Genomic DNA, 19,444 nt, shown 5'->3' with positions numbered 1-19,444 from the left:
TCAGTGCCCAAGCGCAATGGGCGCGGGATGGGCCAGGCCACCCCGGCACTTGAGCACCCGCACCTGCGCCGGGCTGGCCTCCACCGCCAGGCGCAAGGCGGCCGGTGACGGGTTGATGGCCTCGTTCAAGGAGCGCCAGGCAAAGGCCAGGGTCTGGCCGGTTTCCGCCGCCACCTGCAAGCGGCGCAAGGCGCGGTCATCGGCCTTGCGCGGCCAGCACAGCACCGCGCCACAGCTGCCGGAACGCAGGCATTGCTCCACTGCCCACAAGGCATCGCGTTCATCGGCCTGGATCACTGACAGCTGGCGCACATCCACCCCGGCGTTTTGCCAGGCGTGGGGGTACGGCGTGTAGGGCGGCGCCACCAGCACGATGCGCTCACCGGCCGCCGCCAACCGTGCCAGGGTCGGCCACACCAGCTGCAACTCGCCCACGCCCTCCTTCGCCATCAGGATTTCGCTCAACGCCGCTTCCGGCCAGCCACCGCTGGGCAGCACCGCATCCAGGGCCGCAAGCCCGGTGGGATGGACGCTGGCCGGCGGCGCGGCGGGCCGGCCTTTCCAGACCCGGCCGCCATTGAACAGCGAGTCCAGTGCAACGACGGCGCCCATCAGCCTTGCCTCACCAGGCCGCAGAACACCCCTTCGATGGCCAGGTCCTGATCGGGCCGCACCACGATGGGTTGATAGGCGGGGTTGCGCGGCAGCAGGCGCACGCGCTCGCCCACGTGTTCGAAACGTTTGATGGTGACTTCACCGTCCAGGCGTGCCACCACGATCTGCCCGTTCAAGGCCTCGGCACTGCGGCGTACGCCTACCAGGTCGCCATCGAGGATGCCATCTTCGATCATCGAATCGCCCTGCACCCGCAGCAGGTAATCCGGGGTTTTCGCGAACATGCCCGGGTCGAGCAATAGACGGTTGTGCACTTCGGCATCGGCGCCAATGGGCAAACCGGCGGCCACCCGGCCGAGCACCGGAATATCCAACAGCTCCGGCCGCGCCGGTTGATTGAGCAGGCGGATGCCGCGCGCCTGGTTCGGGTTGACCTCGATAAAGCCGCCCTCGGTCAGCGCCAGCACATGCTTGCGCGCCACGCTGCGGGAGGCAAAGCCGAACGCCTCGGCGATCTCGGCGAGGCTGGGGGACTGGCCTTGCTGCGCGATACGGTCGCGGATAAAGGTCAGGATGGCGGTACGGCGGGGCGTTAGATTCTTCATGGAGTACATTTGTACTCCTGTGGGAATTTTCTGGCAATATCCGTCAGTCGCTTCCCTGGCAACCGCCGGAAAAGTACCCGCCAAGTTGACGAACGGTCTTTCGAATGTTCAGATGCCGGCCTGTTTCAGGTGCCTCATGCCGCCGTGCATGGGGTGAAACGGGAAACCGGTGCCGCTCTTTTCGAGCCAGTCCGGTGCTGCCCCCGCAACGGTAGACGCGTGACCCCTTCGACACACCACTGTGGCCTGCGCGCCATGGGAAGGTGAAGGTGTCCATACGCGTGAGCCCGGAGACCGGCCTGGAATTCTGTTTGGCAAAATCCTGCGGTGGGCGGGCATGGGCCGGTATTGGCGTGTGCTCGGTGCCTACTCGTGCGTGCTTTTCGCGAAAGATACTTTTCCGAGAAGACTATGATTCGACCTTACAATACTTCCGTGCCCAGCCTGCTGCTCGGCTGCCTGTTCAGCCCCCTGCTGCTGGCCGACGACCCTCCCCTTGAGCTCAAGCAGCAGATCATTTCCGCACCGTCGGTGGAATCCACTACCGTGGCCGACATGGCCCAGTACGGCAGCAAGGTCGAGATCGTCACCCGCGAACAGATCGAACGCGCCGGCCCCGCCGCCGATGTGTCGCGCGTGATGCAGATGTTCATCCCCGGCCTGTACGTGGCCCCCAAGAACGGTCCGTTCGACTACGGCACCTATTCCCTGCTGGGCGGGCGCAACGATGACACGTTGATCCTGCTGGACGGCGTGCGCCTGAACAACCGCCTGTACGGCGGCCTGTACCTGGACACCCTGCCCGCCAACGCCATCGAGCGCATCGAAGTGCTCAAGGGTGGCCAGAGCCTGCTGTTCGGCACCCAGGCGGTGTCGGGAGTGATCAACATCGTCACCCGCAGCCCGCAAACCCGCGAGGCGTCCGGCGAGGTGAACCTGGGTGCCGACACCTTCGGCGGCACCACCGGCGACGCCCGGGTCGAGAAGATTTTCAATAACGGATTTGGCGACCTCGGCTTGCTGGCCTACGTCAGCCGCAACGCCTCCGAGGGCTACCAGCCGTTTCGCAACCGCGACATGAAAAACGTCAGCGACAAGAAACGCTCCTACGAAGTCACCACCTTCGGCACCAAGGCGATCCAGTCGTTTGGCGATGGCACGCGCCTTGAGCTGTTTTACCAGTACGCCGACGCCAACCTCGATTTCGCCCGCCCGGTGGACAACCACAAGACCACCAACGACCGCGTACAACAAATCGCTACGGCGACCTTCGAGCAAACCCTCAACGAGCGCCTGAGCTACTTCGTCAAAGGGCATATCAACGATTGGGACACGCGCTATACCCGCATCAACAATATCGAAGGCGGCGGCACCCGGGCCATCAACCACAACGACTACTGGGGCTTCACCGACTGGGGCGTGCAGGCCGAAGGCAAGGCCGTGCTGCCCGGCGAGCACGTGCTGGTATTCGGGTCCGATAACCAGTGGTTCAAGGGCCAGGACGATGTATTGATCATCGACGACAACAAGGCCCAGGCCCACGCGCTGTACACCCAACTGCGCCCGACTATCGAAGCCCTGCCGAACTGGCACCCGAGCATCGGCGTACGCCACGAAGCCATGAGCGGCGGCGACAGCGCCACCGTCGGCATGCTCACTTCGCTCTACGACCTCAACGACAACTGGGCCCTGCGCGGCCAATACGGCACTGCCTACAAACTGCCGAATGCCGAGCAACTGTTCGTCAACGAAGACGATGAAAAAGGCAACCGCAACCTCAAGCCGGAGAAGAGCCGCAACGCCGAACTGGGCGTCGACTACAAGGGCAGCCTGCTGGCCCGGGACTTCAGCGCCAGCGTCACGCTGTTCAAACGCAAGATCACCGACCTGATCACCCTGGACGATATCCAGTGGGTCAACGGCCAGGGGCAGATCCAGATGCGTGGTTTCGAGGCCGACGCCAAGCTGCAGCTCAATGAACAATGGAGCGTGCAGGCCGACATGACCCGCAACCTCACCGAGTCCCGTGCGGGTGTCACCATCAACGATATCCCGGGCTTCTTCGCCCGCTCGCGGGTCGGCTATGAATCGGCGGACCGCCTGTGGGGCGCCGGCACCGCCGTGCGTTACATCGGCGATATCGTCAGCTCGAAAAAGGTCGAGTACGGTAACTACACCGTGGTGGATGCCGACGCCTATCGCTATCTCGACAACGCCCACCAACACCGCGTGAGCCTGCTGGTAGAGAACCTGTTCGACCGCGATTACGTCACCAGCCGCGCCAGCAACGTCGACAACCTCGGGCGGCCGTTCACCTCCGAAGTACGCTACACGTATCGCTTCTGATGAGTACGCCCGTGGAAACTCATCCGGACTGGTCCCACGTGCCTGACCACGCCCGTCACGTGTTCCTGTGCACTGGCCCGCGCTGTACGCAGCGTGGCGCGTTGCAACTGTGGAAAACCCTGCGCCGCCACCTGCTGCAACACAACTGCATCGAAAAGCCTGGCGGCGTACTGTTGACCCGCACCCACTGCCAGTTCCCGTGCAACCTGGGGCCGATCGTGACGGTGTACCCGGACACTTGCTGGTACGGCGTGCACAACAAAGACGATGTGCAACGGCTGGTGGAGGTGCATCTGGTGGGCGGCGAAGTCGTAGAGGATCTGCTGATCAAGGAGCGCCCATGAAAGCGTCGTGGTTGCTGTTGGGCGCCCTGCTCTGCGCGCCATCGGTATTGGCCGACAGCTTTCGCAACTGCAACCAGGATTGGACGGCCGCCCACTCACCGCCTTCGCGCATCGTGGCCCTCAATCAGCATGCGGCCGACCTGTTATTGGCGCTGGATGTCGGTCCCGCATTGGTGGGCGTGGCGTATCTGGATGACAACGGTGTGGCCCACCGACACGGCGAGTATTTCGGCGTGCCGGTGATTGCGCCCAAGTACCCGTCCAGCGAAGTGCTCTATGCGCAGAAACCGGATCTGGTGGTCGGTGGATTCGCCACTGCCTTTGGCGCCGGCGTTACTTCCCGCACAGGGTTGGCAGGCAACGGGGTTGGGTCGTATTTGCTGGAGTCGGCGTGCGACGGGCATTCGCTGGATTACTTCGGGCATATCCGCAACGACCTGTTCACCCTTGGCGCACTGGTGCATAAACAGCCACGGGCGCGGGCGTTGAGCGATGCCATGGACGCCGACCTGGCCAGTGCCCAGGCGCTGGCTGGTGAGGGTAAACCGCTGTCGGTGTTTTACCTGGACAGTGAGGTCAACGGGTTGGACAGCGAGGGTCGGCGTGGTTTTGTCACCACGTTGGTGGCGGCTGCTGGTGCGCGCAATTTATTTGCCGGGATCAACCAATACCGCGTCACCGTGAGCAGCGAAACCCTGCTGATGAGTGACCCGGATGTGATCTTGCTGGCAGATGCGCTGTGGTCACCGGCCAGCCGCAAACGTCAGTTGCTGACCACCGACCCGGTGCTGTCGCGTTTGCGGGCGGTGCGGGAGAACCGGATGATCGATATTCCCTTTACCCATTTGGTGCCTACCGCGAATAGCGGCCGAGTCGTGTTGGAGTTGGCGAGGCAATTCAAACAACTGGCTGAATAATTCACGAGCGAAGCGTCTGACCAATTTCCTCAGTCCATGCCACCGACCAAAGTTGTGAAACGCTGTAGGTTTCCAATGCTGAGCGCTTCGTACTTTTAATCGCCTCCAGCTCCTGGCCTGACAGATCAGGGTGATAGAGCTCGCACTTGGTGGCCGAGATATCACTCATCCCGGCCTCAGTGACTACCGGCTCGACCACGCTACCATCCACCGGGAAAAGCCGGGCCCCCAAGACGAAAAAAAGGGGCGATCAATGATCGCCCCAAATACAACGAGAGGTCCTTTTCTAAAACTACAAGCTGATCTGCTGGCGCTCCTCATCCGTCAACCGCGCCCGCGCCTGGTCACTCAACGGTCCGGCGCCGAGTACCTGCACCGGGCTGTTGGGGTTGTAGCCCGAGGTCTTCTGCCCGTCCTCCGGCTTGTGCTCCACTGGCTCGCTGCCAAAGCTCAACACTTCCACTGTGACAATCGACGCCCGGCCCTGTTTGGCCGCCGCCTGCTGGCTACGCGCGGCATCTTCCGCCGCCTGGGACGCCGCCGCACCGGCTGCGCTCGCCGAGGTCATGGCCCCGGTGTTTACCGCCGCCGACACCGGCACCCCGGACGACTTGCCCTGGGTCTGGATGTTGGCGGCATTAACGACGCGCAACGCGGCAATGTTGATGTTGCCCGAGACCCGAATCCCCGCCTCACCCGCATCGATGGTGCCCAGCGGGGCGATCAGGTCGATGTCTCCGGCCGGCACTTCGGGAATCGGGTTCAAGGTGGCAATCCCCGCCCCAGTGCTCGGCACCGCCGGCGACAGGGTCACGTTGCCCCAGTTGTCGTAGACACGCTTGGGCGGCGTGTACACCACGGTGGTCTTGGAACCGCGACCGGCGTTGATGTCGCCCTCGCCGGACCAGCCCATGATCGAGCCGCCGAAGGTGGTCATGATGCGGCTCTGGCCCAGCAGGATGCTGCCCATGGAATACAGCTGGATATCGCCGGCGCCCTGGGTGATCACACCGGCGGTGGACGGCGGTGCCGCGCCTTCGATGCCGAAGGTCTGCCCACCGCCCGGGGTGAGCATCTGGATCGAGCCACCGAAATTGGTGTGTACACCGGAGCCGCCGAACAACGTGATATCGCCCTTGTAGGTGATCGGGTTGCCGGCCACGTCCTTGTCCGGGAACAGCGCGGCAATCGCCGCACGCCCCCGTACATAGCTGCCCTGGCGCACACCGCCCACCGCGTTGTACTCACGGCCGGCGGCCTTGAGTTCGGCGAAGTACACATCACGGGCGAACACCCGTTGCTGTTCAGCGGGCAGTGCGGCGTAAACCGCGCGGGCCTGCTCGCGGGTGCCGACGAAACCGAAGCGCTCGGCGAGCCAGGTGACCAGTTCGTTCTCATAGGTCTTGGCGACCTTGCCGCCCTGGATCGACAGGGCTTCGCCTGGCTGGACGAGGTTGGCCGGGTCCAGGTAGGCCTCGACAAAGCGCCGGTAATCCGGGCCGTTGGGGCCGACGCCAGCTTGCATGACGATGCCTGCGCCAGGGCGGTTGTCGCCCGCGACCACCGGGCCCAGGCTGGTGATGCTGACTTCGCCGCCCTTCGCCGGGTCACGCCCGGACATCAGGATATTGCCGCCCGCCGTCACTTCCAGCAGGCCAGGACCGGCAACCTGGAAGTTGCTGTACAGAATGTCGCGCCCGGCGGAGACGATGGAGATGTCAGTGGGGTTGTTGTGGATGAACAGGTTGCCGGTCGACTGCTCGCTGACCGCACCAGGGGCCGTATTAAAACGGCTGCCACTGCTGACAATGTCTCGCCCCGCCATCATCCAAACTGGCCCGTTACCCTCGTACCAGGTCTGCCCTGAATGCAAAAACGAGGGGGAAGAATTGAACGTCAGGGTCCGGCCGCTGCTGACCCCCACCAGATCGCCGGTCAAGGCATAGAACCGCGCCGGTTCCGTTGGCGCGTAAGCGGCTGCCGACGCCGTGGCGGAGCCAAAGGCAAACAGAGGCCGCGGAAGGGAACCCGGCGAGCTACCGTTTTCCGACAGATTGTTGCCATCGACAACCACCTGACCATCAATGGTCCCGACAAACGCCGGCCGCCAAGGTGTGGCCATGATGCTGGGGTCGGCCCCGGAAGGCGTGACAAACATACCGCCCGCATAAATCGAGTCATGGGCCAGGAATTGCAACTGGCTGCTGGCACCGGGGGCGAGCACCAAGGCATTTATCGGACTCGTATCGGCTTGGTACCCCAGGACGGCGTTACCGTAATAAATACTGCCGCCAGCCGCCGTCGCTCGAACGATCGATGGGTAGACAGTTGCCAGGTCGGACGCTGCGGCGGAGACAGATGGCGTCACGTTGCCCCCCGCTGAAAACAGGTCGATTGCCGTGTGACCGGTCCACAACGAGAACCAACTTTCGCCGGTCCCACTCGTCCCGCCACGGGTAAACGATGAGTTGTTCAGCAGGACGACACGGCCCGGGTCAATCACTTGCTGCAGCACCAGGTCACCCAATGTCGTCAGGTTGAATGTGGCATCCCCCGGCACCAGGGTGATACCCCCCACTGCCCGACCACGGGTCGCCTGGAACGGATCGAATGCGCGGGTTTCGCCCGGGCTCTGCTCAGAGCTGTTGCTGCCGTAGGTCAGGTCGATCCGGCCCGTGGTCGCACTTTGCAGTTGGACATTGCCCCGGATATTCACCAACTGGCCGTTCTGATCGTTTACATCAACCACGCTGCCAGGGTTCAGGGCGCCACCGATACGCACCCGCAGATCACCACCGCCCGTCAACTGCAGGCTGCCATCACCGGCAACCCGCCCGGTACTGCCGACCGCCAGCACCAGCCCCTGGCTGCGCGGGTTGGCAGAGGCCGACATTGGGTTGCCGTCCATGCGCCGAAGCACACCGGCATCCCCGCCTACCTGTACATCCACGTCACCGCCGCCGAGGGTGCCGAAACCGGTAAACCCGACGAACGCATCAGCCTTGGAGGCGTTGGCGGTATAGCTACCGAAATTGATCCACCAGGCCGTCGGCTGCGCCTGCCCGCCGGTGTTCACCGTGCCGCTGCCCTGGCGCCACAGCCAGTTGGCCACATCGGCGGAGTCGATGCCGTTATCCAGGGGGTTGGGCCGACTTGGGTTGAAGACGCCTCCCAGGATATTCCCCGTCAGGTTGCCCCCCACGTTCACGCTCAAATTCCCCCCTGCCTCCGGGTACCAGGCACGGTACAGGCTGTCAGATGAGCCGTTGACGAACTGTTCAAAATAACTGTTGGTATCGTTCAGCGCCGTCTTCGCGCTGTTCAGCGCCTTGGGCTGGTTGTAGGGGTCACTGGCACCGGTTGCAGTGGACGATGTACCGGCGGTGTAGACCCCGTACAGGGAGTCCATGCTCAAGTCGCCGGCGCTGAGCAGTTCGAGGTCGCCCGTACCGGTGCGAATCACACTGAAACGGCTGCTGGAGGGGGTCGCCGCATACTCTTTGCCGCTTTGGGCCTGGCAGTAGGCGGGCGAGCTTGCACAGAACTCATCGATGGACGGGATACCGAACTGGTCCAGGATGCTTTGCTCGATCGGCGTTCCGACGGTGACGATAATCCCGTTGTCCGCCAGGTCCTTGGCGCCGAATTCGGTCCAGACATAGCCAACTTTCACGGCGCAGTACGCCGGATTGCCTCCACAGAAATCATCAATCGAACCCAGCCCGAAATCATCGAGGATCTTTTGGTCGATCGGGTCGCCTTCCTTGACCACCACCCCATTGGCCGCAAAGTCCTCCACCGCGAAGGCGGTCCAGGTCAACTTGCCCTTGGCGGGCATCTCCTTGGCAAACATGCCGTAGTGGCTGTCAGCCAAACGCAGGTCGCCGCTGCGCGGATGGGCTTGCAGGATGCGGCTGTCGGCCGCCTCGGTGTCTGCACCTGCAACCAACCGCAGCGACCAGGATTGCGAACCTTCGGCCAGCATCGGCGAGAGGGCCCACAGCTTGCCCTGGCGCCCCGCCACTTCCGGGCGCAACGCCACCGACTCAGCCCCGCCCGGCAACTTGACGTTGGTGCCGGAAGGAATCAACGCGCCGCGCGGCAGCGGTATGTCGCCATTGAGGGTCACGTGGTTTTGCGTCGGGTTAAGCGCCTCGTAGTTCGTCGGCAACGGCACCCCTTTGGGCCAGGTCAGCGCCCCGAGCCGGGTGTCCTGGGTCAGCAGGCTGCCGGCGTCCAGCTGTGAGCCGGCCGCCAGGGTGTGTGCCTGGCTCAATAACGTGCCTGCGGCAAACAGCACATTGCCCGCGCTGTCGAACACCGCTGCGGCCAGTACCGTACCGGCAGGCAGCGTCAGGTCCTGGTTCAGCGTCGCCCGGGTCGGCAAGCGCGTTCCGGCGGCCACGCCCACGGCCTTGATCGGCAGGTCGTAGTTGAGCACGGTGCCCGCCGGGAAGGTCGTGCCGTCCGCCAGGGTGATGCCGTTACCCGGTACGATGATCGTGCCCCCGGTAAAGTCGATGCCCGGCAACAACACCCAGCCCTTGTCATCGACGGTCTGCGGTGGCGGCGCAAAACCGTCGTTGATGCTGCCGTAAATGTTCAGGTCGCCACCGGCGCGCAGGGTCAGGCTGCCCGACTCACCGGAGCCATACACCGAGGTTTTCTGGCTGTTGGGGTTGAGGCTGGCGTAGCGGTAGCCGGACAGGTCCAGATCGCCCTGCACCACCAGGTCACCGTCCGCGGTCTTGCTGACGATTTCCACGCCCGGGCGCAGGTGGAACGCATCGGCGTAGGTTGCATTGTTAAGCCCGGCGAGTTTGTTTTGCAGCAGGTTCTGGTTGAGCAATGCACCGTTGATAAAGGCCGTGCTCAGCACATGCTTGCCATCCAGGTAGGCCTGGTCGATCTGTTGGTAAGGCCGCCCGCTGGCCGTCGGGTCGGTGACCAGTGGCGCATCGTCGTAGCTGATCATGCCGTTGAGGGTGATCGAGCGCGCGCCCTGGATCGTCAGGCGGCCATGGGCATCGATGTTGATGTCGTTGCTGGTGCCATCGACGTTGATCAGCCGTGGTGCATTCAGTTCCAGGGTGCCGCGGTTGCGCCCGTCATTGCCCTGGACCGCCTCGGTGCCGTGGCGCAGGTCGATGCGTGCGCCATCGGCCAGGGTCAGTTGACCGGTGCCGGAGCCGAGCACCACCATGGCCCGGTTGGGCGAATCGATGATCTTGCCGTAGCTGTCCACCCGCAGCTTGCTGCCATGGGCGTCGAGTACCGCGCCGCCGTCCAGCGTCAGGCCGTGCTTGCCGGCCAGGTTGATGCTGCCGACGCGCTCGCCACTGGCGTCCACCAGGCCGGTGACCCGCAGGCTGCCGTTGTCCACGGAGACGTTGACGGTGCCGGCCTTGAGGCCATTGCCGATGGTCAAGTCGCCCTGCTTGAGTTGGAAGCTGCGTGTGCCGAACACCTGGCCTTGATTCAGGCGCTGGTTGAGGTCGGCGAACTGCTGGTCCAGTGAACCGCTGCTGCCCAGGCGCTGGGCCTGGATTTCCACGGTACCGGCCTCATAAGGCATCGTGGTCCCGCCCGCATCGTAATAGCCACTGCTGCCGGCGAGGATCGTGCCTTGCAGGTCGACGATACCGCCCGCTGCGTCCACCGCAACCGCCCGCAGTTTGCCGGCCTGGTTGTTTTTGGCCGAGAGGTCGATGGTCGAGCCGGCAGCCTGCAGTATGTTGCCGCTGCGGCTGTCCAGCAGCACAGTGCCGCCCGCGCCGTATTGGGTCACATCGTTGAACACAGTGGCGCGGCCGGCCACGTCGATCAACGCCGCATCCGTCAGCACCACGTCACCCCGGGCGCCCAGGCTGACTTTGCCGCTGGGCAGCACTACCGCCGTGGCCAGGCGAATGCTGTCGCCTTGCAGGGACAGTTCGGCGCCCTGGCCGTCGGCCTTGCCGCGCGCCCCTGCGGACGCTGCAATATCAATCGCCCCACCTGCGGTGATGCGGTTCACCGAACCGGCTTCGCCGGTCATCAGTGGCGTGAGAATATTCAGGTCGCCGCCGCTGTACTGGAAGCCCTTCACCGGGCCATAGGCGCCCTGGCTCTGATACACCGAGAGGCTGCCCTTGTGGTTGGCGGTAATGCGATCGCTGGCATTGAGGTTCACGCTGGCAAAGCCCAAGGCCAGGCGATCGAAACTGCTCACGGTGTTGGTCTGGGCAAAGGCGCCGTAGCCGAACTCAATACGCTCGGCGTTGATATCCAGGCGCCCGCTGCCAGTACCCGCCCCGCCGGCGATCACCGAGCCCGGTGGGGTGGTCGCGCCCTGCCAGATCAGGTTGGCGGTATGAATGTTGGCCACGTCGCCAGCGGCACCGGCACCGTAGATCGCCGGAGTGGAGAGCATCAGGTTGCTCAGCCGCGACTTACCCGTCAGTGGGTCATAGGTGTCCAGGGAGGTACTGCCGTAGAAGTTGAAACTGTCCCGCGCCGAGAGCTGCAGGGTTTCCAGGGCCGGCGCACCGAACTGTGAATCACCTTTGAGCAGGCGATCAAGAAGCGCCTGGGTGAGTGTCAGGCCGGCCGGCAACTGATTGGCCACAGCGGCAGCGGCCAGGGCTTGGGCGCTGCCGAGGTTAATGGTGTTGACCCCCAGGTTGAGGTGACGGGTGCCGTAGCGCACCTGGTCGCCCAACTGGAAGGTATTGTTGGTCAACGCCACGATGCTGCCTTCGGAGTACAGCCCGGTTTGCCCGCTGCACAGGCCCGTGTCACACACACCGATGCTGATCCCGCCGCTGGGCACCGTCGTATTGAATGCAATGACATTGAGCAAGCCGTTGGACGCCGCCAGCATATTGGTGACTTTGTAGATAAAACCGTCACGAGCGTCGTAGCTGGCTTTGCCACGGCCGATGGTGTTGATGGATGCGCCCTGCTCCAGGACGATCGCGTTGGTGTCACTCAACAAAAAGACTTCCGGCGCTGCGAGCGTCACACCTTCCCGAAGCGTGACGGTGCTGTTGGCCCGACTCGTACCGCCAGCCAGGACGATGTAATTCCCGGACTGGCCATACGTAACTGCCGTCATCCCCCCCACCATCAAACGCGAGGCTCCCAAGGCGTTGAGGCTCTCATCGTTGAAGGTAATGCCGGAAAAACCGCTGGTTGCGGAACTGCCCGCCGCGACGACTTCAATACCAAGCTTGCCTGGATCAATCACCGCCACCGCGCCGCCATAGCCACCCGCCGCGGCCTCAAAACGGCCTATGCCCTGGAACGAAAACGCATCAGCGCCGCCCCCTGGCCGCAAGGCCAGTTTCAGGGTCTTGGCGTCGACGGCGAGCATCGGGCGTGGCACACCCTGTTTCGCGGCGTCGGCCATGGCGAACTGGGCGTAGCTGGTTTCGTTGTATTGGGAATAGCGACGCAAGGTATCGGCCGAGGTCAGAATCAACTGGCTGGCAACGCTGCTGCCGATCCCGGTGTTGGCGATGGACAAGCGCCCGGCGGTGGACCAGGAGCCATTGCGCATGCGCTGGGTGGCGGCATCACTGCCGAGCCCGGCCAGGCCGTTGATCTCGACGCGGAAAGCGCCGGGCATCAAGGCGTAGGTGGACGGCATCAGGGTATAAGTACCCGCCGGCAGCCCCGGCACTCCGGCGCCGATGGTGACCTGCTGGCCCACCAACGGATCGACTGCGCCTTTCTCCGGTGCCACCGGCGCCGAGCCAGGCTGCACCCCGGGCACGATGGCGTAAATCGGGTTGGTGCCCAGGCCCGGCAACACAAAACCGCCATTGGCACCAAACTGCACCAGTGGGCTGTAGCGCGCATCCGTAGAGCCTCCGCGCCCGGAAACGAAACCGGCCCCCAGCAATTCGCCGCCGCCCGACAGATCCAGGGTAGCCTCAGGCTGCACCTGCACCGACTGGCCGCCGAGAATCACCCCGACGCTGAGTTCCGCGTCCTGGTTGACCAGCCCGCCCTGGCCGACAAACGTCACGGTCTTGCCGTTGTACTTATAGACCTGCCCGTCCAGGGTGCCGCCATACGGCAGCACCAGGCCCCTGCCGCTCACCGAGGTCACGCTGCCCGGCAGCAATTGCACCTGGCTGCTGCCCATGCTGCCGATATCGATCAACCCCAGGGGCGCCAGCACCACACCGCCCTGCCGCACCGTCGCGGCGCCCAGTTGCAGGCGCCCGAATGCCGAGTAAGGCACCGCGGCATCCGTGTTGCCGGTACGGCCAATGGTCAGGGTGCGCAGCGGGTCGAACGTGATGTTGAGGCTGTTGAATTCGCTCAGGTAGCCGGCAATGACCCGCGCACCGACCTCCGTGGCCGGATACAACTGCGCCGCCCGCAAGGTCATGTCGCCCTGGGTCAATAACTGGGTGCTGACCCTCAAGGCCACGCCGTCCGGGTTCGCACCCGCCAGGAAGCGCAGATCGCCCTGGCTGGTCAGGTTGACCTGATCAAAGCCGCGACGCTCAAGGCCGACCAGGCTGTCGTCGGCCTGGCGCAGTTTGCCCTTGCTGCCAAACAACACGCTGCCGCGCACATCGATCAAGCTGCCGCTGGCATTGAACTGCGCCTCGGTGGCGCGCAGCGAGGGTAACGGCAACACCGACACCGGGTTCACGTAGAACTCCCGGGCGGGCGAATCCATGCCGGACAGCAGCAGAGACGGTGCCGACAGATTCACCCGGGCATTGGCTGCCGCGCCCTCACTGAGGTTGAAGGCACCGCTGTACAGGCGCAGGCTCTGGCCCATGTTCAAGGACACATCGCCGTCGAAACTCAACAGGCCGTTGCTCATCAATGCCAGGTTGTCGAAGCCGCCCGCACTGACCTGGTCGACGCCCAGGCGAGCGTGGCCGTATTCCAGGCTGTCGGCCGCGTCGGCGGCGGTGCCGGCGAGCGTGTGGGCCTGATGGGTCTGGCCGAGCACCAATTCACGCACCTTCAGCACGCGATCCGTGACACTGCTCTTGGTGTAATACGGGCTGTCCAGCGCTACGTTCAGGCTGCCGCCCGCTGCGCCGGCACCGCCGGCCCGGGCTACCAGACTGCCGTCCAGGTACAAGCCATTGTTGGACGCCAGGCTGATGCTGCCGCCATTGCTGGCCACCCGGGTTGCGCCCTGTCCCGGCACATCCAATACCGCTTGCGTGCCCGACGCGTCCAGCCGGGCGCCCTCGCGTACCACCACAAACAGGTCGCTGGCAGTGACCGTGCCGGTGCTCAGGTTGATCTCGCCACCGATGCTGATCTTGCCGCCGTCACGGACCAACCCGTATTGGCTCCCGCGATTGTCCACGGCGGTCGCGGCCCGGGCGGCGACATCGATCAGTGCGTTTTCACCCAGCCAGATGGAGCGGCCGTGGCCAACCGCGTTGGCCGGCTCGAACGCGCGCGTGGTCAGGCCGTTCAGGTTGACGCTGCCACCCCAGGCATTGAGCGTGCCGTCGACCGTCAGTTGGCCGATGCTGCGCAGGTTGATCGACTGGCCCGGGTCGACGCTGATCACCGCGCCCTTGCCGACCACCAGCGCGGTTGTCGGCAGTTGCTCGGCAGGCGACTCCAGGTGGCCGGCGGAAAGGGTCAGGCTGGCGCCACGGCGTTGGCCGAGTACGCCCTTGCTCGCGTCTTCCTGGTAAAGCGGCGGGGTCCAGCGCTCCATCACGCTGGCCGCAGCGCCGCCGCCCGGCGTCGTGGCGGCCTGCTCCGAGAGCCGGTAGGCCGGCACGTTCACATCCACCTGAGTACCATCGGCGACCAGCAATCCTTCGTTGCCGGTAATGTCATAGGCCGAAAAACCCTTGTTGAAAAAATCCCCGGCCAACTGCAAGGTCTTGGCATCCGGCGCCTGCGGGCTCTGGCCGATCTGCACCTTGTTGGCCTGCAAGGTCAGGGTGCCGCCTGCGCTGACGCCATAGCCGCGAATCTCGGCGCCCAGGTCCAAAGCCCCCAGTGCGCCCACGGTCACGTCGCCGCCCTTGCCGCCCCGGACTTTGCCATCCAGGCCGATGGTCGCCCCGGAGGACGTTTCCACCAGGCTGCCCGCCGCGAGGTTCACGTCGCCGGAGCTGCGCAACGACACCTTGCCACCGTTGATATACGCCACCCCGTCAGTGGCCGAAGGGTCCAGCGCCAGATTATTCCAGCGCCCGGAACTGTCCAGCTTGACTCCGGCGGCCACATCGAGCCGGCCGATGCCCGGCAGAATCACATCGCCAACGACATTGGAGCGATTGAGGTCGACCTGATTCAGCAGGTTGCCCGCGTTGATGCTGCCGCCGTGGGCCGTGAGGTTGGCATTGACTGAAACCACGGGGCCGAACAGGGTGATGTCGCCGCCGTCAGCCACCTTGAGTGCGCCATTGACGTCAATCTGCTGCTTTGCGCCGACCTTGATCGCGCCCAATCGGTAGCCATTGAGCTGGTCACTGTCGAGCACCAGTTTGCCCTGGCGTTCGGTCGGCAGCGCAGTGGCCAGGTCCAGGCCGTCGGCGATTTTTTGCGTGCTGCCCTCGATCAGCACCTGGTCGATGGTCGGGGTCAAGGCGTAGCGCAAGGTGCCGGTGGCCTTGTTGTACACCGGCGTGTACTGGCCAATGATCAACTGCGCCCGCTGGGCCATGGCCTGCTGTGACTGCTGATAACCATCAAGGTTGATATTCGGTGCCTGGGTCTGGCGATCGCCCTGGAATACATCGCTGATCAACTGGCCTTCCAGCACCGCGTTGGTGGTGCCCACCACCAGCTTGCCGGCGTCGCGGCCCACGGTGTAGCCCGCCTCGTAGCGGCTTTGCTGGGCCACCAGCGGGTTGTAGTAGAAATCGCTGCGGCCCCAGCGGACGCTGGTGTCTTCAAAGCCCTTGTAGATCCCCGCGTAGAGAATGTCCCCGGGGGCTTTCGACAGCTCATAGAGCTGGCCGTCAGGCCCCTTGAGCCAGGTCTGGCGGATGTAGCCGGCCTGCACATCGACGGTGCCGCCCGACAGATTGACCTGGGCCCCCTGCTGGGTCACCACGTCCTTGCCGGTGAACGTCACAGTGCCGCCCTGGGCCATCCACTCGCCGACCGAGTGGCCCTGGGTGCCCAGGTAACCGCCGACTTCCAGCAGCCCGCCGGCGGTGTACCAGCGGTCCGTCGCATAGCCGTTGGTGCCGGCCGGGACGAACACCAGGTCCCGCAGGTCGACCCACACGTCATTGTTGATCAATTGCCCGCCGTCACGGTTGGCGGGCGCGTCGCGCTGTTCGTTGCCTTGCACGTTGATCTTGATGTTGTTGGCTTCCATCGCCACCTTGACGCCAATCGCGCCGGACACGTCGATCATCGCGCCGTCACGCACCAGGCTGCGCTGGCCGGCACTGACCGCCACCTGGCCGCCGGTGGCCAGGGTGATCGAGCCTTTGCGCAAATCCACAGTGCCGCCGCTGACGATCTCGATCCGCGACTGGTCAGTGCGGTCGGCCACCGCGCTGAGGTTGTTGAACTGGCCGGTGATCAGGTTGGCAGGCAAGCCGTCGAGCTTGATCAGGCCGTTGTCCTTCTGGCTGTTGAGGGCGGTGCTGCCGCTGGCGTCCAGCAGGATCGCCGTGGTGCTGCCCTCGCCCAGGGTCACGCTGGCGCTGGTGTCGCTGGCGGCGTTGAGCAAGTGAATCGTGCCGCGGGTATCCACCGAGGTGCTGGCCAGGGCCACGCCGTTCTGCTGCACCTGGTGCCCGGTGAGGGTGATGTCGCCGGTCGACGCCATGATCAGGCCGCTGTTGCTGACCTTGCCCGACGTGCTGCCGGCCTTGAGGCTGGTGGCCACTTCATTGCCACGGGTGGTGGAGCGGTCGTTGCCGGTGGTGCCGACGCCCTTGCGGATATAAAAACTGTCGCCGGCGGCCAGGGTGGCCTGGCCCCTGGCGGTGATGATGCTGCCGGCGTTCTCGACCTCCGAGCCGAGCAGCAGGGCGTAGCCACCGGCGTCGGTAGAGGTGGCCGGGTTGTGAGTCTGGATCAACGCGCCGCGCTGCACCTCGACCTTGCCCGCCGCGTCGGTGAAAGTCGGCTGGGTGCCGTTGGCATCCACATAGATCCCGCGTTGGGTGAATTGGTCATCGGTGATGGTGGCGGCGGCCGCCACCAGGTTGCGCACATTGACCTGGCTGCTGCCGCTGAAGATCACCCCGTTGCGGTTCATGATCATCACTGTGCCAGGGGCGTTGATCTGGCCCTGGATTTCGCTGGGGCGCGCGTTGGGGTCGTTGACACGGTTGAGCACGGCCCAATTCGATTGCTGCTGGAAATCGACCGTGGTGTTGCGTCCGACGTTGAAGGTTTCCCAGTTGAGGATCGCCTTGTCGGCGGTCTGCTCGATGGTCACCGTGGTCTTGCCACCGGACTGGCTCTGGGTCGGGCCCTTGGCGTTGGTCCAGCCCTGGGTCAGGCTGTTGTCCACCTGCAAGCCGCCCTTGCCGAGGCCGTCGGGAATCGTCGAGACCTGGCCGAGCGCCGCTTGCCGGCCAGCGGCCTGGGCGGCCTGCTGGGCCGCAATCGCCGCGACACTGTTGTTGAGCGTGCTGATGGAACGTGACAACTGCTGGTTCGCCCGCGCCTGCTGATTCAACGACGGAATCCCCGGCACCTGCGCCCCGTTGAGGCGGGCCGCTGTCGCCGCCTGGGAGGCACCCTTGTCGGCAAACCAGCCGGAGCTGAACGCTGTCGCCGCGTGGGCGCTGCCTGCCACCATGAACAAGGCAATCGCCTGGGCCAGGGGTTTGAGGCGCAGGATCGTCTGGCCGCCAGGGCCTTGGGCATTCAGGTTGACCGGTGGTTTGCAGCGGACCATCAGGAAGCTTCCTTCTTTGTTATTGCCCATGGGGAACTGGCGACGTGCGTCACGTATGGGAGTTAGGCGGTTGGCGAGGGGCGGGACTGAACTTCTGTCATGGAAAGTTCATGTAAGGCTGATAGCCGAGCCGCAAACGCAAAAATCAGCAACGGCACAGGCCGTTGCTGATCGGGTGTTGCCGGTCGGTAAAAGCGTGGGTTACAGCGGACGACCGATGGCGTTGCAGACATCAGACTTGCCGATGCTCAGCGCGCTGGTTGCGGTAACGAAGTTGCTGGTGATCGCGGCTTTCCAGGCAGCTGGCAGTGGCACGAAGCGGTTGGCCTTGATCGCGTTGTCGTTGCTGTTCAAGGCGCTGGCACCGAAGTGACGGGTGAAGAACGCACGCACTTGCGAGGTCTGGGTGGCGTCGGCGTAGCACTGGCTGAAGATCAGGTTGGTGAAGCCCAGGATCGGATAACCGCTGCTTGGGTAAGGCACGACGCTTGGATCGTTGGCATCGGCGGCGGCAGCAAACACCGGTACCCAGGCGTTCTGGTTGGCGACGTTGGCAGCAGCCGGTACGGGCACAGCGGCGATGGCGGCGGAAACGTTATCAGGGGCTGGAGAAACACCGGCGACCTTGGCCACTTTGGTGGCGTCATCCAGGCCAGCCAAGGTAGGCGCGGCATAGTCCGGGCTCATGTAGGTGATGCGACCATCACCGGCGTTCAGTGCGGTCATCACGCCTTGGCTGGTCACGGCAGGCACGGCGCCTGGAGGCACGCCGAAGCTGTCCGCGAAGTTGGTGGTGACCACAAATTTCTTGGACTCATTGACGCACTTGGCCGCCAGGAAACGGGTGAACAGCTCGGTGGTGCCACTGGCTTCGTTACGGTAAACCACCACGATGTTACCGGTGCGACCGGTAGCCGGGAGTTGGTTCCAGGTGGTGATGCGGCCCGAGAACACGCCGCACAGTTGATCAACGCTCAGGTCAACTGCGTTGGTACCGGCCTTGTTGAATGGAATGGCAACCGAAGTGGCGACCGAAGGCACTTGAATCAGCTTGCCCCAGGTCGCTTGTTTGGTGGAGGCGTAGGTGGACAGTTCAGTCGAGGTCAGCTTCGAGTCGCTGCCCGCCCAGTGAACGTTCTTGGTGCCGGTGCCGAACTGGCTGTAGTCGTTGTTCAGGAACGCCAGTTTGCCCTTGCCGCTGCCCACGCCGATGTACGGGGCGAAACCGGCGGTCAATACGCCGGAGGTCTGGTACAGCGGTTGTGGCAGGGTGGCGCCGCCGCCGTTGATGTCTGCCATGGCAGCCTGGGCCGAGCACAGTGCAGCGAGGGTCATGGATACCGCGAGAACGTTGCGCTTAAACATGAAGAAGCTCCTTTCGTCGTGTTTGTACGTTGGGGTAGATGACGCTATGGCTTCGGTCCCGGGCTGTGTTCCGGGGGGTACCCAGGGGTGAGGCCATGGGTATGAAATTTCGCAGCATCCGATGACAGCTAAAGGAAAAAACCTCGGGAGGAACGGCTTGATTTTTAAAAAGATTCTCGGGTGTTTTGGTCACACTTTTGAGCGATTTGGGGGTGAGGTGACAGCGAGGTTTCAGCGCGGACTTCGAGGACCGGGCTGGAGGCGTTACGGGCCATGTGGTGGGGTTGGGCAGATGACAGAATGAGGAACCCGAGGTTGGGACCCGCGTGTCGGGCGCGCGAAAATAGTCTTGAAGAAACGCAGTTAAAATGTGGGAGATTCTATGGTTGAGGGGCA

At 64.1% G+C, this 19,444-nt stretch carries 8 protein-coding genes and 1 riboswitch; of the genes, 3 read left to right on the top strand and 5 right to left on the bottom strand.

The genetic code is table 11. The features are described from left to right. Both imuA and lexA read right to left on the bottom strand, forming a co-directional pair. Complete coding sequence (gene imuA, locus C0058_RS12975) at positions 1–612, bottom strand: translesion DNA synthesis-associated protein ImuA (protein WP_008432576.1); 612 nt, start codon at positions 610–612, stop codon at positions 1–3. Then, positions 612–1,229 (bottom strand): transcriptional repressor LexA, encoded by a 618-nt coding sequence (gene lexA, locus C0058_RS12970; protein WP_003210482.1) that lies wholly within the window; start codon positions 1,227–1,229, stop codon positions 612–614. The genes imuA and lexA overlap by 1 nt, the downstream gene beginning before the upstream one ends. Before the next feature lie 101 nt (positions 1,230–1,330). Continuing rightward, positions 1,331–1,538: riboswitch (cobalamin riboswitch) on the top strand. A gap of 93 nt (positions 1,539–1,631) precedes the next feature. Here lexA and C0058_RS12965 point away from each other — a divergent pair. From C0058_RS12965 to C0058_RS12955, 3 genes are read left to right on the top strand one after another with little or no spacing between them, the layout of a single operon-like run. After that, positions 1,632–3,566, top strand: a complete 1,935-nt coding sequence (locus C0058_RS12965) for a TonB-dependent siderophore receptor (protein WP_102368740.1) — start codon at positions 1,632–1,634, stop codon at positions 3,564–3,566. Positions 3,567–3,577: 11 nt separating this feature from the next. Further along, entirely contained in the window at positions 3,578–3,910 is a 333-nt protein-coding gene (locus tag C0058_RS12960) for a ferredoxin (protein WP_102368739.1), read from the top strand. After that, positions 3,907–4,827: an ABC transporter substrate-binding protein gene (locus tag C0058_RS12955; RefSeq protein ID WP_102368738.1), complete on the top strand. Its 921-nt coding sequence runs from the start codon at positions 3,907–3,909 to the stop codon at positions 4,825–4,827. The genes C0058_RS12960 and C0058_RS12955 overlap by 4 nt, the downstream gene beginning before the upstream one ends. Position 4,828: 1 nt before the next feature. On the opposite strand, the gene C0058_RS32785 is transcribed toward C0058_RS12955, so the two are convergent. From C0058_RS32785 to C0058_RS12945, 3 genes are all read right to left on the bottom strand, one after another. Next, entirely contained in the window at positions 4,829–4,996 is a 168-nt protein-coding gene (locus tag C0058_RS32785; protein WP_168197497.1) for a hypothetical protein, read from the bottom strand. 123 nt (positions 4,997–5,119) lie between these two features. Beyond that, a complete protein-coding gene (locus tag C0058_RS12950; RefSeq protein ID WP_102368737.1) occupies positions 5,120–17,683 on the bottom strand; it encodes a filamentous hemagglutinin family protein in 12,564 nt (4,187 codons plus the stop codon). Between the two features lie 201 nt (positions 17,684–17,884). Then, a complete protein-coding gene (locus C0058_RS12945) occupies positions 17,885–19,048 on the bottom strand; it encodes a substrate-binding domain-containing protein (RefSeq protein WP_003210472.1) in 1,164 nt (387 codons plus the stop codon). Between the last annotated feature and the right edge of the window lie 396 nt (positions 19,049–19,444).

This window comes from Pseudomonas sp. NC02 (genome assembly GCF_002874965.1).
Classification (GTDB): Bacteria; Pseudomonadota; Gammaproteobacteria; order Pseudomonadales; family Pseudomonadaceae; genus Aquipseudomonas.
The sequence above is the reverse complement of the archived record's forward strand: the minus strand, read 5'-3'. Positions and strand labels throughout refer to the sequence as shown.